Below are 16811 nucleotides of genomic sequence, written 5' to 3'. Positions count from 1 at the left end.
GCGCCCCCGCCGATCATCGCGCCGAGGCCTCCGGGAGTCGCTGCAGAGGCGGACGAAGACGAAGGTCCGCGCCTGGTGCGCCGCCCCGGTGGCGCCGTGCGTCCCGTCGCGGCCCCGAAGACCACCCAGAAGCCCGGCCCGCAGAAGCAACGCGGACGCCTCACGGTCGTCACAGCGCTCACCGCCGACGACGTCCGCGAGCGCTCGATCGCCTCGTTCCGCCGCCGTACCCAGCGCCTGAAGGGTCACGCCGCGAACGAGCAGAAGGAAAAGCTGATCCGCGAAGTCGTCATTCCGGAAGCGATCACGATCCAGGAACTCGCGAACCGCATGTCGGAGCGCGCGGTCGACGTCATCCGCATGCTGATGAAGCAGGGCGCGATGCACAAGATCACCGACGTGATCGACGCCGACACGGCGCAACTGATCGCCGAAGAACTCGGCCATAGCGTCAAGCGCGTCGCCGCGTCCGACGTTGAGGAAGGCCTGTTCGACGTCGTCGACGATTCCACCGATACCGAGCCGCGTTCGCCCGTGGTCACCGTCATGGGTCACGTCGACCACGGCAAGACCTCGCTGCTGGACGCGCTGCGCCACGCCAACGTGGTGTCGGGCGAAGCCGGCGGTATCACCCAGCACATCGGTGCCTATCAGGTGACTTCGCCGGAAAGCGGCAAGAAGATCACCTTCATCGACACGCCCGGCCACGCCGCGTTTACCGCGATGCGCGCCCGCGGCGCCAAGGTCACCGACATCGTCGTGCTGGTGGTTGCGGCCGATGACGGCGTGATGCCGCAGACGATCGAAGCGATCAACCACGCTAAGGCGGCCAAGGTGCCGATGATCGTGGCGATCAACAAGATCGACAAGCCCGATGCACGGCCGGAGCGCGTGCGTACCGAATTGCTGCAATACGAGGTGCAGGTCGAATCGCTCGGCGGCGACGTCGTCGACGTCGAGGTCTCGGCCAAGAACAAGACCAATCTCGACCGGTTGCTCGAGATGATCGCGCTGCAGGCCGAAATCCTCGACCTGAAGACCAATTCGCAGCGTCCGGCGGAAGGCACCGTGATCGAAGCCAAGCTTGATCGTGGCCGCGGTCCGGTTGCGACCGTGCTGGTGCAGCGCGGCACGCTGCGGATCGGCGACATCATCGTGGCCGGCGCCGAGATGGGCCGCGTCCGCGCCTTGATCTCCGACCAGGGCGAGAATCTCGACGAGGCCGGCCCGTCCGTGCCGGTCGAGGTGCTCGGCTTCAACGGTCCGCCGGAAGCCGGCGACCGTCTCGCCGTCGTCGAGAACGAAGCCCGCGCCCGCCAGGTCACGAGCTACCGCGCGCACCAGAAGCGCGAAAACGCGGCTGCCTCGATCTCCGGCATGCGCGGCTCGCTCGAGCAGATGATGTCGCAGCTCAAGACCGCGGGCCGCAAGGAGTTCCCGCTGATCGTCAAGGCCGACGTGCAGGGCTCGCTGGAAGCGATCCTGGGCTCGCTCGAGAAGCTCGGCACCGACGAAGTCGCCGCACGCATCCTGCATGCCGGCGTCGGCGGCATCTCGGAGTCCGACGTCACGCTGGCGGAAGGCTTCAACGCCGCGATCATCGGCTTCTCGGTCCGAGCCAACAAGGAAGCCGCGGCCGCAGCCAAGCGCAACGGCATCGAGATCCGCTACTACAACATCATCTACGATCTCGTGGATGACATCAAAAAGGCGATGTCCGGCCTGCTCGCGCCCACGTTGCGCGAAACCATGCTGGGCAACGCGCAGATCCTGGAAGTGTTCAACATTTCCAAGGTCGGCAAGGTCGCGGGTTGCCGCGTCACCGACGGCACCGTGGAACGCGGCGCCAATGTTCGCCTGATCCGCGACAACGTCGTGGTGCACGAAGGCAAGCTGTCGACACTGAAGCGCTTCAAGGATGAAGTGAAGGAAGTGGTCTCCGGCCAGGAATGTGGCATGGCATTCGAGAACTACGGCGACATGCGTGTCGGCGACGTGATCGAATGTTACCGCATCGAGACGATCCAGCGCTCTCTGTAAGTCCAAATCTTACGAAGAGCCTGGGTCCATTTAACTGAAAATGCGACGACGTGGCCGGACTTTAGTCCGGCCACCAGCGCATCGTCCGATTGAAAGCAAAGCTAGGACATTGATGCCCGCGGCCAAAGCCGGCGGGCGCGACGGTTTTGGAAGAAGGTCATGCCTCGTCAAAAGAAGAGTTCCAGCCCCGGCGGATCGCAACGTCAGCTGCGGGTCGGCGAAACGGTTCGCCATGCAGTTGCCGAGATTCTGTCACAGGGTCAGGTTCACGATCCCGATCTGGAAGGCCACATCATCACCGTTCCCGAGGTGCGTATGTCGCCGGATCTGAAGCTCGCCACGGTCTACGTGATGCCGCTCGGCGGACGCGACACCGATGCGGTGATCGCCGCACTCGAGCGCAACAAGAAGTTCCTTCGCGGCGAGATCGCGCATCGCGTCAACCTGAAATTTGCACCCGACATTCGCTTCCGCGTCGATGAGCGGTTCGACGAGGCGGAGCGCATCGAAAAACTACTGCAGACACCTGCGGTGCAGCGAGACCTTGCACCCGATTCGGACGACGAGTGATGACTGTGATGACGACCAACAGCGTGATCGACGCGAAGGATGCCGACGCGCGCGACGCTGAGCGGGATGCCTTTGCCGGGCCGCGCACCGACGATGCGCGCCGCACCAACAACGACCCGCGCCAGAAGCACGGCAGGCAGAACCAGCAGCCGCGCCGCGACAAGCGCGACGTCCATGGCTGGGTGGTGCTCGACAAGCCGATCGGGATGACCTCGACGCAGGCCGTCGCCGTGCTCAAGCGCCTGTTCCAGGCCAAGCGCGCCGGCCATGCCGGCACGCTCGATCCGCTCGCCTCCGGCGGTCTGCCGATCGCGCTCGGCGAAGCCACCAAGACGGTGCCGTTCGTGATGGACGGCCGCAAGCGCTACCGCTTCACGGTCAGCTGGGGCGAGGAACGCGACACCGACGACACCGAGGGACGGGCGGTCAGGACCAGCGAGAGCCGGCCGACCGCCGATTCGATCCGAGAATTGCTGCCGCGCTTCACCGGGGTGATCGAGCAGATCCCGCCGCAATATTCGGCCATCAAGGTGCAGGGTGAGCGGGCCTATGATCTGGCGCGCGACGGCGAAACCGTGGAACTGAAGCCCCGCCCGGTCGAGATTCACGAATTAACCCTTGTCGAACATGGTGATAACGGACAATCCGTGTTCGAGGCCGAGTGCGGCAAGGGAACCTATGTCCGGGCCCTGGCCCGCGATATGGGCCGGATTCTGGGCTGTTTCGGCCATATCTGCGCCCTGCGGCGGACCCTGGTCGGTCCGTTTACCGAGCGGGACATGATTCCGCTGGAACAGTTGGAGGCTTTATGCAATAGAGCCGCGTCTGGCGAGGGCAGCCTCGCCGACGCGCTTTTGCCCGTTGAGACCGCGCTGGACGACATCCCGGCACTGGCCGTCACACGGGCTGATGCGGCAAGGCTCCACCGGGGCCAGGCCGTTTTGTTGCGCGGACGGGATGCGCCCAATACCAGCGGCACAGTTTATGTCACGGTGGCAGGCCGGCTTCTCGCGCTTGCCGAGATTGGCAATGGCGAACTCATCCCCAAGCGCGTGTTCAACCTGAACGGACTGACTGCCAGTCCGGCTCGCAACGATGAAAGTAACTGACGATGTCGATTACCGCCGAACGCAAAGCGGAAGTCATCAAGACGAATGCCAACAAGGCCGGCGACACCGGCTCGCCCGAGGTTCAGGTCGCGATCCTGTCGGAACGCATCAATAACCTCACCGAGCACTTCAAGAGCCATGTGAAGGACAACCATTCACGCCGCGGCCTCCTGAAGCTCGTGTCGACGCGTCGCTCCCTGCTTGACTACATCAAGCGCAAGGACGAGGCGCGCTACAAGGCGCTGCTCGAGAAGCACAACATCCGTCGTTGATTTGAGAAGCACGCGCGCGAGGTTCGCGCGCGTTTTCGTATGGTCGTCCGTGAAATCGGGCTTTCGAATTGTCGAAAGATGATCATGCGCAACAGCATGGCCATCGCGCCATGCACACTAGCGTCCAGCAGCAATCCGGCCGCTGGACCGGGCAAGATGCCCAGATGACCGAAAGGATGGACGCCATCCGAAATCCAGGGACCATGGCAGGATCGCCGGATGCTGACCGCAGCAGCGCATCAGTGTCTCGCCGTCTTGGCATGGTCTTTGTGTTTCAGGGCGCCGTGCTTTCGTGAAACCATGAAAGAAAACCGAAATGTTCAATTCGCATTCCGTCGAGATCGACTGGGGTGGACGTCCCCTCAAACTTGAAACCGGCAAGATCGCCCGCCAGGCCGACGGCGCCGTGCTGGCCACCTACGGCGAGACCGTGGTGCTCGCCACCGTCGTCGCCGCGAAGTCGCCGCGCGAAGGCGTCGACTTCCTGCCGCTCACCGTCGACTACCAGGAGAAGACCTACGCCGCAGGCCGCATTCCCGGCGGCTATTTCAAGCGCGAGGGCCGTCCGACCGAGAAGGAGACCCTGGTCTCCCGCCTGATCGACCGCCCGATCCGTCCGCTGTTCGTCGACGGCTGGCGCAACGAGACCCAGGTGATCGTCACCGTCCTGTCGCACGACATGGAGAACGATCCGGACATCGTGTCGCTGGTCGCCGCCTCCGCCGCCCTGACGCTGTCGGGCGCGCCGTTCAAGGGCCCGATCGGCGCCGCGCGCGTCGGCTTCGCCAATGACGAGTTCATCCTCAACCCGACGCTCGACGAGATGGCCGAAACCCAGCTCGACCTCGTCGTCGCCGGCACCGCCGACGCCGTGCTGATGGTGGAATCGGAAGCCAAGGAGCTCAACGAAGACGTGATGCTCGGCGCGGTCATGTTCGGCCACCGCCACTTCCAGCCGGTCATCAACGCGATCATCGAGCTCGCCGAGAAGGCCGCCAAGGAGCCGCGCGAAGTCACCACGATCGACAATTCGGAGATCGAGAAGGAGATGCTCGGCATCGCCGAGCAGGAGCTGCGCAAGGCCTACGCGATCCCGGTCAAGCAGGAACGCTATGCCGCGGTCGGCGCCGTCAAGGAAAAGGTGCTCGCGCACTTCTTCCCGGAAGGCCAGGAGCCGAAATACGACAAGCTCCGCGTCGCCGGCGTGTTCAAGGAACTGGAAGCCAAGATCGTTCGCTGGAACATCCTCGACACCGGCAAGCGCATCGACGGCCGTGACGCCAAGACCGTGCGCAACATCATCGCCGAAGCCGGCGTGCTGCCGCGCGCCCACGGCTCGGCGCTGTTCACCCGCGGTGAGACCCAGGCGATGGTGGTCACCACGCTCGGCACCGGCGAGGACGAGCAGTACATCGACGCGCTGTCGGGGACGTACAAGGAAACGTTCCTGCTGCACTACAACTTCCCGCCCTACTCGGTCGGTGAGACCGGCCGCCTCGGCGGCACCAAGCGCCGCGAGATCGGCCACGGCAAGCTCGCCTGGCGCGCGATCCACCCGGTGCTGCCGCCGCACCACGAGTTCCCGTACACGATCCGCGTGGTCTCCGAAATCACCGAGTCGAACGGCTCGTCCTCAATGGCCTCGGTCTGCGGCGCCTCGCTGTCGCTGATGGATGCCGGCGTGCCGCTGAAGCGGCCGACCGCCGGTATCGCCATGGGCCTGATCCTCGAAGGTCAGCGCTTCGCGGTGCTGTCAGACATCCTCGGTGACGAGGATCATCTCGGCGACATGGACTTCAAGGTCGCCGGCACCGACCAGGGCATCACCTCGCTCCAGATGGACATCAAGATCGAGGGCATCACCGAAGAGATCATGAAGGTGGCGCTCGGCCAGGCCAAGGAAGGACGCATCCACATCCTGGGTGAGATGTCCAAGGCCCTGACCGCGGCGCGCGCCGAGCTCGGCGAATACGCGCCGCGCATCGAGACCTTCAAGATCGCCACCGACAAGATCCGCGAAGTGATCGGCACCGGCGGCAAGGTGATCCGCGAGATCGTCGAGAAGACCGGCGCCAAGGTCAACATCGAGGACGACGGCACCGTGAAGGTTGCCTCCAACGATGGCGAGGCGATGAAGGCCGCAATCAAGTGGATCAAGTCGATCGCCTCCGATCCGGAGATCGGCCAGATCTACGAGGGCACCGTCGTCAAGGTGATGGAGTTCGGCGCGTTCGTGAACTTCTTCGGCGCCAAGGACGGCCTGGTCCACATCAGCCAGCTCGCAGCCAGCCGCGTGCAGAAGACCTCCGACGTCGTCAAGGAAGGCGACAAGGTCAAGGTCAAGCTGCTCGGCTTCGACGATCGCGGCAAGACCCGCCTGTCGATGAAGGCGGTCGACCAGGAGACCGGCGAGGACCTCGAGGCCAAGCAGAAGACCGACGCGCCAGCCCCGCGCGAAGCGGCCGGCGAGTAAGCCTGTTTGGAATGAAACAACGAAGGGCGGCCGAAAGGCCGCCCTTTTTGTTTGGTGCGATGCTTGAACGCGCTCGGTACCCTGCCGAGGCAATGCGGGATTGCGACGCAGCGTCACAATGACCGTGTTCGAAACGGCATAGGGTGGCTTGCACGTATCTCGCTATGCTCTGTCGAAAGCGACACCAGAGCTTCAGGTCAGGAGGAAACCGATGTCACCCATATCCCGACGCCATCTCGTGCTTGCGGCAACCACGGCTGCCGCGGTCGCGGCGGCGCCACGATTTGTGCTCGCCCAGGCCGCGGCGCAGGCCCCAGCCGGACCGTTCAAGATCGATCCGCTGACCTATCCCACCAATGCGCTGGAGCCGCATATCGACGCCAAGACGATGGAGATCCATCACGACCGGCATCACCAGGCCTATGTCACCAACCTCAACAATTTCGCCAAGGACAATCCGCAGATCGCGGAGAAGCCGGTCACCGAGGTGCTCGCCAATCTCGGCAACGTGCCGGACGCGATCCGCACCGGCGTGCGCAACAACATGGGCGGCCACGCCAACCACACGATGTTCTGGCAGATCATGGGACCGAACGGCGGCAAGCCCGATGGCGAAGTGCTCGCCGCGATCGACCGCGACCTCGGCGGCTTGGAGAAATTGCAGACCGATTTCAACGCCGCCGGCGGACGCGTGTTCGGCTCTGGCTGGGTGTTCGTCACCGTGACCAGGGACGGCAAGCTCGCGATCGAGACGCGGCCGAACCAGGACAATCCGATCATGGACGGTAAACGCGCGCTGCTCGGCAACGACGTCTGGGAGCACGCCTATTACCTGACCTATCAGAACCGACGGCCGGACTATCTCAAGGCGTGGTGGAGTACGGTGAACTGGAAGGCCGTGGCCGAGCGTTATGCCGCCGCCAAGGCCGGTACGCTCCGCGTGTGAGCCGGGCAAGGCTCGCTGACCGCGAGCGGTTGCGCTAGATTTGAATGCCCCGCGGGACGCTCGCGGGGCTTTCTCTTGTCTGGACATCTTTGGCCGTGCCGCCGGAGCAACCATGATGACGCAGCCGACAATCCGCCGTGGTCGACCCGAAGAATATGATGCGATCGCGCACCTCTGGATGGACAGCTGGACCTCGACTGGACTCACGCCGCGGAGCGACGCCCTGTTGAGCGACCTGCGCGCGCGGCTGCGCCGCGAGATCGACAATGGTTGGCGTCTGTTCGTCGCCGACGACCACGGCACCCTCGCCGCGATGCTGGCGCTGCACCCGCCGACCCTGGTGCTTGACCAGTTGATGGTTGCGCCCAGCCATCAGGGCAAGAGCCTCGGGCGCGAGCTGCTCGCCTTCGCCCGCACGCAATTGCCCGACGAGATTCAGCTGAGATGCGTCCGCGAGAACGAGAAGGCCTGGCGCTGGTACGAGCGCGAAGGCTTTGTTTTCGAGAAGGAAGAGATCAGTCCGATCGGCTTCATGATGAAGCACTACCGGTGGACGAAACGATGAGCGCGATCATCCGCCTTGCGGAGACCGCCTGCACGTTCTAGTGAGGCTGAACTATTCCATAAACCTTTCGTTAGTCGATTATGATCCGTCGTTTCGCGGTCGCTGCCGTCCTCATGTCATGCTTGGGCGCGGCGGTATGGGCTCAGTCTCCCTCGACATCGCCCGCACCTTCCGCGCCCATCAAGTCCGCTGCGAAGAAGACCGCGCCGAAGGCCAAGCCGGCCATGAAGCCGTCCGTTGCTGCCGAGACCGGGCCGTGCCGGCTCGGCGTCATCTCGGTGCTCGGAAATCAATTCGCCGTACAGAAATTCGGCGTGACCCCGTTCGAGTACGAAGGCACCGATGTTCAGGTCGACTGGGCGCTGGACGATCTCGTCTTCGCGCGGGTTCGCGCGGCAACCGGCAATGACCCCGCGGTGCGCAGGATCGGCTATCCTAGAAACGCGTTCGACCCATTCTACCATCCGAAGCCACATCTGCTGCCGGATCCGAGCGAGGACCTGCCCGCGATCGTTCAAGGCTTCACGTCGAATGCCACCTGCGAACGCTACCTCGTCGTGACCAAGTTCAGATTGCGCCCGCAGAATACCAACCTCGATCTGCACGGCATCGGCACCTACAATCAGGGCCTCGGCTCGATGCTCAGGCACTCACATGTGTTCGCCAACGTCGCGCTGACGCTGCTCGACGGCAGGAGCTACGCGAGGATCGACCGCACATTGGTGGATATGCGCAACAGATTTTCCGAAAGCATGAAAATGACGGAAAATCCGCTGAAGCATCTCGACAATTCAGACTTTCCCACTCCTCCCGAGGCCGCTGCCTCCAGCGCGACGCTTCGCGAGAAGGCCCGCGGGCTCGTTGCGGAACAGCTGGACCAGGCGCTGCCGGACTATCTGAAGGACCAATAGATCGGCTCGCGGACGAGGCCAACGAGCCGAACCACCCTTCGCAGGTGAGTTTGCCGCAGCCATGGTACGTTGCCACCAGGATGCAGACGCGCGATGTAACAGGCGCTGTTCGCCTGCCCCGAAGAAAGGGACCGCACCATGATCAAGCTGTACTGGTCGCCGCGCTCGCGCTCGTTCTCCGCCATCTGGCTGCTGGAAGAATCCGGCCTGGCTTACGAACGGGTGCTGACCGACATCAGCACCGGCGCGCAGAAGTCGCCGGAGTTCCTCAAGATCAACCCGATGGGCAAGGTGCCGGCGTTGACCGACGGCGATATCAGGCTCGCCGAGGCCGCCGCGATCTGCGCCTATATCGCCGACCGCTATCCCGAGACCAAGCTCGCGCCAGCCACCAACGATCCGCAGCGCGCACGCTATCTGCAGTGGCTGTTCTTCTCGCCGAGCTGCATCGAGCCCGCGCTGATCCAGCTCTTCACCAAGCTCGAAGTGCCGACCAGCACCGCGGCGTGGGGCAGCGCGGCACAGGTGTTCGACGTGCTCGATGCCGAGTTGCAGAAGGGGCCGTGGATCCTCGGCGATCAGTTCTCCGCCGCCGACATCGCGATCGGCGCGGGACTTAATTTCGCAGTGCGCGTGTTCAAGATGGTGCCGCCGCGGCCGTCATTCGAGGCCTATATCGACCGCTGCGTGGCGCGGCCCGCATTCCAGCGCGCGGAGAAGATCGCGGCGGGGTAGCGCGATGTAGCCCGGATGCAGCCAACGGGTGGCGCGAACGCGCGCTCGATGACAGGCTCCGCGCAATCCGGGAAAGTCCTTCAGCGGAGGAAGACCCCGGATTTCGCTTCGCTTCATCCGGGCTACGAAGTAACGAACTTCGAACGGCCTAACCTGGGACGACGCGGGGATCGACGTCCTGCGTATAGTCGACGCCATCGATGCCGAAGCCGAACAGGCGGAGGAACTGGCTCTTGTATTCGCCGAGGTCCGCCAGCTCGCCGAGCGTCTCGGTGGTGAGTAGCGGCCAGCGCCGCGACACTTCCGCCTGCACGTCGGACGAAAGCTCCCAGTCGTCGACCCGGATGCGCTGCGCATCGTCGAGCGCGACATCCTTGCCGAGCTTCGTCCGGAACAGGCGATCGATCTGCTCGATGCAGCCCTCATGGAGCCCGAGCTGCTTCATCACCTTGAACAGCACCGTGCCATAGAGCGGCACCACCGGAATGGCCGAGCTCGCCTGGGTGACCACGGCCTTCAGCGCGACGACGCGGGCGGCGTCCGCACCGAGCCGGCCGCGGATCGCTTCCGCCTTGCTGTCGAGGTCGACCTTGGCGCGGCCAAGCGTGCCGTTCCAGTAGATCGGCCAGGTCAGCTCGCTGCCGATATAGGTGTAGTTGAGGGTCCGGAAGCCCGGCGCCAGCACGCCGGCATCGGCGAGCTGGTCGATCCAGCGTTTCCAGTCATCGCCGCCCATCACCGCGACCGTGGCCGCGGTTTGCTCCTCGTTCGCAGGCTCAAGGGTGGTCTGGAATACCTCGCCGGTCTCGGTGTCGAGCGTCTTGATCTCGACGGGGGTGCCGAGCGGCTTGATGACCGAGCGATAGGTCTTCCCGGTGTCCGGATCGGTGCGGACCGGCGCCGCCATGCTGTAGACCAGCAAATCGAGCTGTCCGAACTTTTCGCGCACACGCTCGATGAAGTCTTTCTTCATCTCGTCGGAGAAGGCGTCGCCCTCCAGCGTGAGCGGCGAGCGTCCGATCTTCTGTGCCTCGATCTCGAAGGCGCGGTTGTTGTACCAGCCGGCGCTGGCGCTTCTTTTCTCCGAAGGCTCGCGCTCCAGCGACACGCCGATCGTATCCGCGCCGCCTGCGAAGGTCGCGACGATGCGGCTCGCGAGGCCGTAGCCCGTCGAGCAGCCCAGCACGGCAACGCGTTTCGGGCAGTCGGCGACCGGGCCCTGCTTGAGAACGTAAGCGATCTGTTCGCGGACATTCGTCGCGCAGCCGACGGGATGTGCCGTCGTGCAGATGAAGCCTCGCACGCGCGGTTCAATAATCATTCCCACCCCATTCCGGATCGTTGCAATATCCCCATTCGCTGCCTGCGGACCTCCCTCAGCAAGCGAGGAGAGGCGAAATCAGGCATCAAGCCGCCTGAACACCAGCGTGGCGTTGGTACCGCCGAAGCCGAACGAGTTCGACAACACGGTCGTGAGCTTGGCGTTGTCGACGCGCTTGCGCACGATCGGCATGTCGGCGAACACCGGATCGAGCTCGGTGATATGCGCGCTTTCGCAGATGAAGCCGTTGTTCAGCATCAGCAGCGAGTAGATCGCCTCCTGCACGCCGGTGGCGCCGAGCGAGTGGCCGGTCAGCGCCTTGGTCGCCGAGATCGGTGGGCACTTGTCGCCGGTGCCGAACACCTTGCGGATCGCCTCGATCTCCGGCGGATCGCCGGCCGGCGTCGAGGTGGCGTGCGGATTGATGTAATCGACCGGCGTGTCGACCGTCGACATCGCCATGCGCATGCAGCGCTCGGCGCCCTCGCCCGACGGCGCCACCATGTCGTACCCGTCCGAGGTCGCGCCGTAGCCGACGACCTCACCATAAATTCTGGCGCCGCGCGCCTTGGCATGCTCGAGCTCTTCGAGCACCACGACACCTGCGCCACCGGCGATCACGAAACCGTCGCGGCTGATGTCGTAGGGACGCGAGGCGGTCGCCGGCGTGTCGTTGTACTTCGACGACATGGCGCCCATGGCGTCGAACAGCACCGACAGCGTCCAGTCGAGTTCCTCGCAGCCGCCGGCGAAGATGATGTCCTGCTTGCCGATCTGGATCGTCTCGTAGGCATTGCCGATGCAATGGTTCGACGTCGCGCAAGCCGAAGAGATCGAGTAGTTCACGCCCTTGATCTTGAACCAGGTCGCGAGCGTCGCCGACGCGGTCGAAGACATTCCCTTCGGCACGGCGAACGGGCCAACCCGTTTCGGGCCCTTGGCGCGCGCGATGTCGGCGGCCTCCACCAGCGTGCGCGTCGACGGTCCGCCGGATCCCATGATGATGCCGGTGCGGATGTTGGAGACTTCGTTCTCCTCGAGGCCGGAGTCGCGGATCGCCTGCTCCATGGCGACGTGATTCCAGGCAGCGCCTTCGGCAAGGAACCGCATCGCGCGGCGATCGATCACCTCGGCGGGATTGAGTGTCGGCGCGCCGTGCACCTGCGAACGGAAGCCGAGCTCAGCAGCCTTCTCCGCACGCGAAATGCCCGACTTGGCCTCGTAGAGGCTCGCAAGCACTTCCTGGGTGTTGTTACCGATGGACGAGACAATTCCCATCCCCGTGATGACAACCCGCCTCATGTTCGCCTCGCCCTGCCTTTATGTTGCCGCATGATGATCCTGCTCAAGATGGCGACGTGCCCTGCTTGAACAATCCGACCTTCAAGTCCTTGGCGCGATAAATAATCTCGTCGTCCATGGAAAGCCACCCGTCGGCAATTCCAAGCACGAGCTTTGACCGCATCACACGCTTGATATCGATGTTGTACACAACCTTGCGCGCGTGCGGCAGCACCTGTCCGGAGAACTTCAGCTCGCCGAGGCCGAGCGCGCGGCCGCGACCTTCGCCACCACTCCAGCCAAGGTAAAAGCCGACCATTTGCCACATGGCATCGAGGCCGAGACAGCCCGGCATCACCGGATCGTTCTTGAAATGGCAGCCGAAGAACCAGAGATCCGGCTTCACGTCGAGCTCGGCGCGCACCAGCCCCTTGCCGTACTCGCCGCCGGTTTGCGAGATCTCACTGATGCGATCGAACATCAGCATCGGTGGCAGCGGCAACTGGGCGTTGCCGGGACCAAAGAGCTCGCCCCGTCCGCAAGCCAGCAAATCCTCGTATTCGTAACCGCCGCGCCGATCCAGCATCCTCTTTCCACCTCTGATGTCCCAATGAAGCGCTTTGCTTGGTCGGACCTTAATCTACCCACGGGAACCGGAATAACCCGTCCCGCATCTTGGCGCTACCTGGGTACGCTACCGGCCTGTTATCTCTGCCGAAAGCGCATATGTGGTCCGCGCGCTCTCTAACATAGGGCTAACTGGGCGGCAAAGCGGCATTCCAATGATAAATTACCGCTTCTCCTTAGGTTTCTACCGCAGCTTGGATTCGTTCTAGTTGCGAAAAACTTGCATCTGATGGGCATCCTTTTTATATTTATGAGGAATATTGCCTGAGTTGGGTGCATAGAGTGGATATGAACGACGAAGTACCGGCCGTGAATGATGACGCCGTGCACCCGGCTGCCCGGGGCGCTGGGCATCACCCTGCCCTGACCGGCTGCCCGTGGCATGACGTCAACGAGATGCTGCAGTCTGCCGGTCTCCGGCCGACCCGCCAGCGCATGGCGCTGGGCTGGCTGCTGTTCGGCAAGGGTGCCCGCCACCTGACCGCTGAAATGCTGTACGAGGAAGCCACACTGGCCAAGGTTCCGGTGTCGCTGGCGACCGTCTACAACACGCTCAACCAGCTGACCGATGCCGGCCTGCTGCGCCAGGTCAGCGTCGACGGCACCAAGACCTATTTCGACACCAACGTGTCGACGCATCACCACTTCTATCTCGAGCACAATCACGAGCTGGTCGACATTCCCGACCCGAACCTCGTGCTGTCGAAGATGCCCAACGTGCCTGATGGCTACGAGATTTCCCGCGTCGACATGGTCGTGCGGCTGCGCAAGAAGCGCTGATCCCGCCTTGACGTCGATTTGAGTTGTGATGGCCGGGCTCGTCCCGGCCATTTTCATTTGGGACGAAGAAACTCAGTCCACCTTCTCGTCGGCGTAGACGCCCCACAGGCGTTGCTGCTCGATCCAGCCGTCGAACCCGTTGCCGGTGACCCGGCACCAGTTATTGGCGCATTTCTTGACCTGCGCGACGACGCCGGCCTGCAGGCGCGCGGCGATGGCGCTGGTGGCGTCGGGACGATCGTACAGCGAGGCCAGATCGTCCTTGTTCTTCATCGTGACGACCGCGGTGCGGCGGCCGGACAGCAGGGAGTGATAGACCCAGCCTTCGGCGCCCTCGGAATCGCGGACCCGGCGCCAGTTCTCGAACTCGGCGGTGATCTCGACCGGCAGCCCCGACCGTGTGTAGACCCAGGCGACGTCATTGTCCTTGGTCGGGCCGCCCCGGACGTTCACGTGATCGGATTTCAGGCTGACATAGCGCGGAATCGGCAGGCCGCTGGTGGTGGGGCTCAAATCCTTGGCAGTATGTCCGGGCATGACCGACGCACTCAGCATGCTCCCGACCAGAGCCACCAATGAACCCAAACGCCAGACCATCAACTCGTCTCCTGCCGAGATGGCCAACCCGCATTCGGCGAGCTGCAACCCAAACCCAAATTCAAACCCAAGCCTAAACCCGTGCCCGAAGGCCCCGGCGCCGGTGCACTTCGGTCCCTGCCCGCATCGATCCGAGGGGTTCTTGTCTTGGCCCGGCCTTCTGCTAGAGAGGACGGAACGCCTGAGAGCCAGAACACCCGAATTTCCCCTGACGAAAGTCAGGGCAAGTATCGGGGAACCCTAGGAAACGCGAAGGAAACGCCGGGACAGCGCGGCTATCAGCAGTGTCGAACAACCGGGTTAATGAGGCCTCAACGGCTCGGTTTTTGACGGGCCGCGCGCCTCATGAAAGCAGGACATGTCGGTGAAGAAAAAGCCTCTCGTCGTCGTCACCCGCAAGCTGCCGGACTCGATCGAGACCCGGATGCGCGAGCTGTTCGATGCCAGACTGAATCTCGACGACACGCCGATGACGCCGGAACAGATCGCCGAAGCGGCGAGGACCGCCGACGTGCTGGTGCCGACCGTGACCGACATGATCCGCGAGGACGTGATCAATCAGCCCGACTGCAAGCTGAAGCTGATCGCCAATTTCGGCAACGGCGTCGACAATATCGACGTCACCGCCGCCCATGCTCGCGGCATCACGGTGACCAATACGCCGAAGGTGCTGACCGAGGACACCGCCGACATGACCATGGCGCTGATCCTGGCCGTGCCGCGCCGGCTGATCGAGGGCGCCTCGATCCTGACCGAAGGCAAGCAGCACTGGGCCGGCTGGTCGCCGACCTGGATGCTGGGCCACCGCATCGGCGGAAAAAGGCTCGGCATCATCGGCATGGGCCGTATCGGCCAGGCCGTGGCGCGCCGCGCCCGCGCCTTCGGCCTGCAGATCCACTATCACAACCGCCGGCCGGTCGCGCCCATGATCGCCGATGAATTGGGCGCGACCTATTGGGAAAGCCTCGACCAGATGCTGGCGCGGATGGACATCATCTCGGTGAACTGCCCGCACACGCCTGCGACTTATCATCTGCTCTCGGCACGACGGCTCAAGCTGATCCGGAAAGAGGCCTATATCGTCAACACCGCGCGCGGCGAGGTGATCGACGAGGACACCCTGATCAAGCTGATCGAAGCCGGCGATGTCGGCGGCGCAGGCTTGGACGTCTATGAGCACGAGCCCGCGGTGAACCCGAAGCTGGTGCGGCTCGCCAGGGCCGGCAAGGTGACGCTGCTGCCGCATATGGGCTCGGCCACCATCGAGGGCCGCGTCGAGATGGGCGAGAAGGTGATCATCAACATCCGAACCTTCCTCGACGCCCACAAACCGCCGGATCGCGTGCTGCCGAGCATGTTGTAAGACCAACACTCGGTGTCGTCCCTGCGAAAGCCGGGACGACGATGTGGTTCTAGGTCCCAAAATATCGAAAACAACCCCATGCAAAGTAGCCGGTGCGGCCGGCGGCGCATGCTGCAATCACGCATTCGGTGTCGTCCCTGCGAACGCAGGGACCCATAACCACCGAAGTTAATGGTTGGACTGAGCTGGAGCTCCAGCCGTCGTCATTGTGAGAGCTGTGGTTATGGGTCCCGGCCTTCGCCGGGACGACGATGTGGGTCTAGCTCGACTTCGTCTTCCGCCGCGCCTGCTTGCGCCAGTCGGTGACGAACGACACGAACGCGGCGAGCGCCGGGGGCGGCTGGCGGCGGCTCGGATAGTACAGGAACGGCCCGTCGAACGGCGGACACCAGTCGTCGAGCACGCTGACCAGCGCGCCGGATTTGATGCCGTAGCGGACATAGCCCTCGAACGTCGCCCAGTAACCGACACCGTCATGCACCGCGCGCAGCGCGAGGCCGAGATAGGTCGCAGTCAGCTTGGCCGGCGGCGAAATCTTCACCACGCGGCCGCTCTTTTCGAACTCCCAGTCGAACATCACGCCGTTGCTGAAGCGGCTGCGGATGCAGGCATGCGCCAGCAGATCCTTCGGATGCGTCGGCCGGCCATGCTTCGCGACATAGTCGCGTGACGCCACTACCGCGTAACGCTGCGCCGCGCCGAGCTGGACGGCAATCATGTCCTGCGCCAGGTGCTCGCCATAGCGCACGCCGGCGTCGAAGCCCTGCGCGACGACGTCGACGAACGCACTCTCGGCGACCACGTCGAGCTCGACTTGCGGATATCGGGCGAGGAACGGTGCGATCATCGGCGCCAGCACCAGATCGACCGCGGGCGGCGGCGCGTTGATGCGCAGGCGCCCCGACGGCTCGGCGCGCAGGCCGCGCACCTCTGTGATCGCGTCGGCGACGTTGACCATTGCCGGCGCGACGCGGGCGAGCAGCAGTTCGCCTGCTTCGGTCAGCGCGACGCTGCGGGTGGTGCGATTCATCAGGCGGACGCCGAGCCGCTCCTCCATGTCGCGCAGGCGCTGGCTGAGGCTCGATACCGAGACGCGGCTCTCCAGCGCCGCCCGCCGGAAGTTGCGCGTGCGCGCCACCGCCACGAAGGCGTCGAGGTCGCGAAGGTCGAAATCCTGCATTGTTCGATATAGTGAACAACCCATTCGGGATTGTCCAGCTT

16 protein-coding genes are annotated in these 16811 nt (G+C 63.9%); 11 read left to right on the top strand and 5 right to left on the bottom strand.

Annotation, left to right across the window (positions count from 1 at the left end):
- The 9 genes from infB to BraRD5C2_RS22655 form a co-directional block, all read left to right on the top strand.
- On the top strand, positions 1-2040 hold a 2040-nt coding region (gene infB / locus BraRD5C2_RS22695; RefSeq protein WP_223971601.1), incomplete at its 5' end, for a translation initiation factor IF-2.
- A gap of 159 nt (positions 2041-2199) precedes the next feature.
- Entirely contained in the window at positions 2200-2610 is a 411-nt protein-coding gene (gene rbfA, locus BraRD5C2_RS22690; RefSeq protein ID WP_223971598.1) for a 30S ribosome-binding factor RbfA, read from the top strand.
- Positions 2610-3719 (top strand): tRNA pseudouridine(55) synthase TruB, encoded by a 1110-nt coding sequence (truB, locus tag BraRD5C2_RS22685; protein WP_223971595.1) that lies wholly within the window; start codon positions 2610-2612, stop codon positions 3717-3719. Before rbfA ends, truB begins: the two co-directional genes overlap by 1 nt.
- Positions 3720-3721: 2 nt before the next feature.
- A complete protein-coding gene (gene rpsO / locus BraRD5C2_RS22680; protein WP_016844725.1) occupies positions 3722-3991 on the top strand; it encodes a 30S ribosomal protein S15 in 270 nt (89 codons plus the stop codon).
- A gap of 316 nt (positions 3992-4307) precedes the next feature.
- Positions 4308-6464, top strand: a complete 2157-nt coding sequence (gene pnp, locus BraRD5C2_RS22675; RefSeq protein WP_223971593.1) for a polyribonucleotide nucleotidyltransferase — start codon at positions 4308-4310, stop codon at positions 6462-6464.
- Positions 6465-6675: 211 nt separating this feature from the next.
- Positions 6676-7410 (top strand): superoxide dismutase, encoded by a 735-nt coding sequence (locus BraRD5C2_RS22670; RefSeq protein WP_223971590.1) that lies wholly within the window; start codon positions 6676-6678, stop codon positions 7408-7410.
- A 115-nt stretch (positions 7411-7525) separates the two neighbouring features.
- Positions 7526-7975 (top strand): GNAT family N-acetyltransferase, encoded by a 450-nt coding sequence (locus BraRD5C2_RS22665; protein WP_223971589.1) that lies wholly within the window; start codon positions 7526-7528, stop codon positions 7973-7975.
- A gap of 224 nt (positions 7976-8199) precedes the next feature.
- Positions 8200-8886 carry a hypothetical protein gene (locus BraRD5C2_RS22660; protein WP_223971587.1) on the top strand — a complete coding sequence of 229 codons (687 nt, stop codon included), beginning with the start codon at positions 8200-8202 and terminating at the stop codon, positions 8884-8886.
- A 138-nt stretch (positions 8887-9024) separates the two neighbouring features.
- Entirely contained in the window at positions 9025-9621 is a 597-nt protein-coding gene (locus BraRD5C2_RS22655; RefSeq protein WP_223971585.1) for a glutathione S-transferase family protein, read from the top strand.
- Between the two features lie 148 nt (positions 9622-9769).
- Here the strand turns inward: BraRD5C2_RS22655 and fabV are convergent, their stop codons facing one another.
- From fabV to fabA, 3 genes are all read right to left on the bottom strand, one after another.
- The gene (fabV, locus tag BraRD5C2_RS22650) at positions 9770-10942 is read right to left on the bottom strand and encodes an enoyl-ACP reductase FabV (RefSeq protein ID WP_223971583.1); all 1173 of its coding nucleotides are present in this window, start codon (positions 10940-10942) and stop codon (positions 9770-9772) included.
- Between the two features lie 78 nt (positions 10943-11020).
- Entirely contained in the window at positions 11021-12244 is a 1224-nt protein-coding gene (gene fabB, locus BraRD5C2_RS22645; RefSeq protein WP_223971581.1) for a beta-ketoacyl-ACP synthase I, read from the bottom strand.
- Positions 12245-12287: 43 nt separating this feature from the next.
- The gene (gene fabA, locus BraRD5C2_RS22640) at positions 12288-12809 is read right to left on the bottom strand and encodes a 3-hydroxyacyl-[acyl-carrier-protein] dehydratase FabA (RefSeq protein ID WP_223971579.1); all 522 of its coding nucleotides are present in this window, start codon (positions 12807-12809) and stop codon (positions 12288-12290) included.
- 329 nt (positions 12810-13138) lie between these two features.
- Between fabA and irrA the strand changes: the two genes are divergently transcribed.
- The gene (irrA, locus tag BraRD5C2_RS22635; protein WP_163156898.1) at positions 13139-13630 is read left to right on the top strand and encodes an iron response transcriptional regulator IrrA; all 492 of its coding nucleotides are present in this window, start codon (positions 13139-13141) and stop codon (positions 13628-13630) included.
- Between the two features lie 72 nt (positions 13631-13702).
- On the opposite strand, the gene BraRD5C2_RS22630 is transcribed toward irrA, so the two are convergent.
- The gene (locus tag BraRD5C2_RS22630; RefSeq protein ID WP_100555005.1) at positions 13703-14227 is read right to left on the bottom strand and encodes an SH3 domain-containing protein; all 525 of its coding nucleotides are present in this window, start codon (positions 14225-14227) and stop codon (positions 13703-13705) included.
- 358 nt (positions 14228-14585) lie between these two features.
- Here BraRD5C2_RS22630 and BraRD5C2_RS22625 point away from each other — a divergent pair, with 358 nt between their 5' ends.
- A complete protein-coding gene (locus BraRD5C2_RS22625; RefSeq protein WP_223971578.1) occupies positions 14586-15590 on the top strand; it encodes a 2-hydroxyacid dehydrogenase in 1005 nt (334 codons plus the stop codon).
- Between the two features lie 259 nt (positions 15591-15849).
- Here BraRD5C2_RS22625 and BraRD5C2_RS22620 read toward each other — a convergent pair whose 3' ends face one another.
- On the bottom strand, positions 15850-16770 hold the full coding sequence (locus BraRD5C2_RS22620; RefSeq protein ID WP_223971575.1) for a LysR family transcriptional regulator: 921 nt from the start codon (positions 16768-16770) through the stop codon (positions 15850-15852).
- Positions 16771-16811: the final 41 nt, after the last annotated feature.

The sequence above is a fragment of the Bradyrhizobium sp. RD5-C2 genome (assembly GCF_019972155.1).
Lineage (GTDB): Bacteria > Pseudomonadota > Alphaproteobacteria > Rhizobiales > Xanthobacteraceae > Bradyrhizobium.
Note: the sequence above shows the minus strand (reverse complement) of the source record. Positions and strands in the feature narration are given on the sequence as shown.

What these genes read in the sequence shown, in the direction of transcription:
- fabV (WP_223971583.1), bottom strand. Translation starts at nt 10,942, where the DNA reads ATGATTATTGAACCGCGCGTGCGAGGCTTCATCTGCACGACGGCACAT.
- truB (WP_223971595.1), top strand. Translation starts at nt 2,610, where the DNA reads ATGACTGTGATGACGACCAACAGCGTGATCGACGCGAAGGATGCCGAC.
- fabA (WP_223971579.1), bottom strand. Translation starts at nt 12,809, where the DNA reads ATGCTGGATCGGCGCGGCGGTTACGAATACGAGGATTTGCTGGCTTGC.
- BraRD5C2_RS22665 (WP_223971589.1), top strand. Translation starts at nt 7,526, where the DNA reads ATGACGCAGCCGACAATCCGCCGTGGTCGACCCGAAGAATATGATGCG.
- BraRD5C2_RS22670 (WP_223971590.1), top strand. Translation starts at nt 6,676, where the DNA reads ATGTCACCCATATCCCGACGCCATCTCGTGCTTGCGGCAACCACGGCT.
- rbfA (WP_223971598.1), top strand. Translation starts at nt 2,200, where the DNA reads ATGCCTCGTCAAAAGAAGAGTTCCAGCCCCGGCGGATCGCAACGTCAG.
- irrA (WP_163156898.1), top strand. Translation starts at nt 13,139, where the DNA reads ATGAACGACGAAGTACCGGCCGTGAATGATGACGCCGTGCACCCGGCT.
- BraRD5C2_RS22660 (WP_223971587.1), top strand. Translation starts at nt 8,200, where the DNA reads ATGAAGCCGTCCGTTGCTGCCGAGACCGGGCCGTGCCGGCTCGGCGTC.
- BraRD5C2_RS22625 (WP_223971578.1), top strand. Translation starts at nt 14,586, where the DNA reads ATGTCGGTGAAGAAAAAGCCTCTCGTCGTCGTCACCCGCAAGCTGCCG.
- rpsO (WP_016844725.1), top strand. Translation starts at nt 3,722, where the DNA reads ATGTCGATTACCGCCGAACGCAAAGCGGAAGTCATCAAGACGAATGCC.
- pnp (WP_223971593.1), top strand. Translation starts at nt 4,308, where the DNA reads ATGTTCAATTCGCATTCCGTCGAGATCGACTGGGGTGGACGTCCCCTC.
- fabB (WP_223971581.1), bottom strand. Translation starts at nt 12,244, where the DNA reads ATGAGGCGGGTTGTCATCACGGGGATGGGAATTGTCTCGTCCATCGGT.
- BraRD5C2_RS22630 (WP_100555005.1), bottom strand. Translation starts at nt 14,227, where the DNA reads ATGGTCTGGCGTTTGGGTTCATTGGTGGCTCTGGTCGGGAGCATGCTG.
- BraRD5C2_RS22655 (WP_223971585.1), top strand. Translation starts at nt 9,025, where the DNA reads ATGATCAAGCTGTACTGGTCGCCGCGCTCGCGCTCGTTCTCCGCCATC.
- BraRD5C2_RS22620 (WP_223971575.1), bottom strand. Translation starts at nt 16,770, where the DNA reads ATGCAGGATTTCGACCTTCGCGACCTCGACGCCTTCGTGGCGGTGGCG.